The sequence below is a fragment of the Lapillicoccus sp. genome, from assembly GCF_025353065.1.
In the GTDB taxonomy this organism is placed as follows: Bacteria; Actinomycetota; Actinomycetes; order Actinomycetales; family Dermatophilaceae; genus Lapillicoccus.
This window is the reverse complement of record NZ_JANXRJ010000167.1, coordinates 1-2,419: the sequence shown is the minus strand read 5'-3', so window position 1 is coordinate 2,419 and position 2,419 is coordinate 1. Positions and strand designations below refer to the sequence as shown.

Below are 2,419 nucleotides of genomic sequence, written 5' to 3'. Positions count from 1 at the left end.
TTCATCCACCCCAAGGACGCCGGCGGGGTGCTGGTCGAGCTCGTCCAGCCGGCCGGCGGACACTGACGCAGGGCGGGCTCAGGCCGGCGGCAGCGCGTGCCCCGTCGTGCTGTCGACGTGGCCGGGGATCTCGCCCTCGTGGCGGTCGCCCGTGCTGGAGGTCCCCCGGGGCTCGAACATGAGGATCGCCCCGCCGGTGGACGACGGCCGATGCTCCGTACCGCGGGGGACGACGAAGACGTCACCCTGATGGAGGACGACCGTCGACTCGGCTCCGGACACGTCCCGCAGCGAGACGTCGAACCGGCCCTCGACCACGAGGAAGAACTCGTCGGTGTCGTCGTGCACGTGCCATACGTGGTCGCCCAGCGTCTTGGCGATCCGGACGTCGTAGTCGTTGACCCGGGTGACGATTCGGGGGCTCCAGACCTCGTCGAACGAGGCGAGAGCGGCCGTGAGGTTGACGGGCGGGCCGGGAGGAGGCAGATGGCTCATCGGAGCAGCATCGCATCCACGGCGCTCCCCCGGGCGGGCCTCAGGCACCGCCGATGCCGCCCGCCCCGGTTCCGTCGGCGTGGTGACCGACGCCGGCTCCCGGCGCCACCCGTCCGCCGTCCGACCGGTGCAGCGGAGGAGCCCCGCGCCCTCGGCGCGGTCGCGCGGCAAACGGCTCGGCGGCTCGGCGGCTCGGCGGCTCGGCGCAGTACCGATGCTGCTCGAGCTGCGGGGCTGGGGACCGCCAGCTCTCCATCAGCGGCAAGACGGTCAGCGTCCACGTACCCAACGTGATGGCCAAGCTCGGCGCGGGCGGGCGGACCGAGGCGGTTGCCCTCGCCCGACGGTCCGGACTGCTCGCCGACCAACCACCAATGTCCCCAGGTCATGCTGGGAATCTGTCGTTCACGTCGGTATACCGGGTCAATCGCACCTATGCTCCGGCTGTGGCTGTAGCGCGACGGGATGTCCTGGTTGCTCTCGGCGCCACCGTCGCCGGAGCCGCCGGCGCTCTGGGGGGCGACCGGGCGGTCGCGGCCGCCCACGACCGGGTGCCCCTGCCGTTCTACGGCACCTCCGTGTCGGGCATCCGGCCCGACGAGTCGGCGCCCGGCGCGACCCACGCCTCGGTGGTGTGGGCCGGGGAGGCCGGTGGCCAGCGTCGGCTGGCGCTGACCTTCGACGACGGACCCGACCCGCAGTGGACCCCGCGCGTGCTCGCCACCCTGGCCAGGCACGACGTCCCGGCGACCTTCTTCCTGCGCGGTGACCACCTCAGCCAGCACGCCCAGGTCTACGCCGGGCACGAGCACCACGAGTTCGCGAACCACACCTGGGACCACCCCGACCTCGGCCGCTTCACCTACGACCACGTCGTCGACCAGCTCGGTCGGACGGGCGACGAGATCGCCAGCGTCTTCGGTCGCCGCCCGACGCTCTTCCGCCCGCCCTACGGCCACGTCGGGGGCTCCACGCTGCTGGCGGCGGCGGAGGCCCGGCTGACCACCGTCTTCTGGAGCTCGCAGATGCGGGAGGACCGTTGCGCCGCCCACCCCGACACGATCGTCGGCGACATCCGCGGCCAGGTCCGGCCCGGTCACATCGTCCTCGCCCACGACTCGGGTTCGGCCGACCGGGCGATCACGATCGACCACCTCGACGCGATCATCGCCGGGTTGCACGCCGACGGCTACGAGCTCGTGACGGTGTCCGAGCTCCTCGCGGCTGCCCCCGTCGCGGCACGCCTCCCCGCCTGACCTGACTGCCCGCCTGCCCTGCGTGGGGCGGGGTCGCCGTGAGCCAGGTCACCCGTGACCGGAGTCTCACGCTGCGCCCACGCGGCATACTCACCAGTAGTTTCGGGGTCGACGCGCCCCCCGTGCCGCCCCACTGCCGAGGAGACACCCAAAGATGGACCAGATCCGCGACGCGATCCTGAGCGGCGACCGGTCGATCGCGACCTACGCCGACATCGCGATCCCCGACACCTACCGCGGCGTCACCGTCCACAAGGACGAGGTCGGCCTCTTCGAGGGGATGGCCAGCCGCGACAAGGACCCCCGCACGTCGCTGCACGTCGACGACGTCCCCGTGCCCCGGCTCGCCCCCGGCGAGGCGCTCGTGGCCGTGATGGCTAGCGCCATCAACTACAACACGGTGTGGACCTCGATCTTCGAGCCGGTCTCGACGTTCGGCTTCCTCGAGCGGTATGCGCGGACCTCGCCCGATGCGGCGCGCCACGACCTGCCCTACCACGTAGTCGGCTCCGACCTGTCGGGGATCGTGCTGCGCACCGGGCCGGGTGTCCACCTGTGGAAGCCGGGCCAGGAGGTCGTCGCCCACTGCCTCTCCGTCGAGCTCGAGAGCGCCGAGGGCCACAACGACACGATGCTCGACCCGGAGCAGCGGATCTGGGGCTTCGAGA

2 protein-coding genes and 2 pseudogenes are annotated in these 2,419 nt (G+C 72.3%); 3 read left to right on the top strand and 1 reads right to left on the bottom strand.

Annotated features, from left to right (window positions below; genetic code table 11):
* Positions 1 to 78 precede the first annotated feature (78 nt).
* The gene (locus Q0R63_RS13290; protein ID WP_295698025.1) at positions 79 to 495 is read right to left on the bottom strand and encodes a cupin domain-containing protein; all 417 of its coding nucleotides are present in this window, start codon (positions 493 to 495) and stop codon (positions 79 to 81) included.
* A gap of 254 nt (positions 496 to 749) precedes the next feature.
* Here Q0R63_RS13290 and Q0R63_RS24615 point away from each other — a divergent pair.
* The 3 genes and pseudogenes from Q0R63_RS24615 to Q0R63_RS13280 form a co-directional block, all read left to right on the top strand.
* Positions 750 to 824 (top strand): annotated as a pseudogene (locus Q0R63_RS24615) (LuxR C-terminal-related transcriptional regulator); the annotation flags it as partial.
* Between the two features lie 117 nt (positions 825 to 941).
* Positions 942 to 1,751: a polysaccharide deacetylase family protein gene (locus Q0R63_RS13285; protein ID WP_295698022.1), complete on the top strand. Its 810-nt coding sequence runs from the start codon at positions 942 to 944 to the stop codon at positions 1,749 to 1,751.
* 154 nt (positions 1,752 to 1,905) lie between these two features.
* Positions 1,906 to 2,419: pseudogene (locus Q0R63_RS13280) on the top strand (crotonyl-CoA carboxylase/reductase); the annotation flags it as partial.

What these genes read in the sequence shown, in the direction of transcription:
- Q0R63_RS13290 (WP_295698025.1), bottom strand. Translation starts at nt 495, where the DNA reads ATGAGCCATCTGCCTCCTCCCGGCCCGCCCGTCAACCTCACGGCCGCT.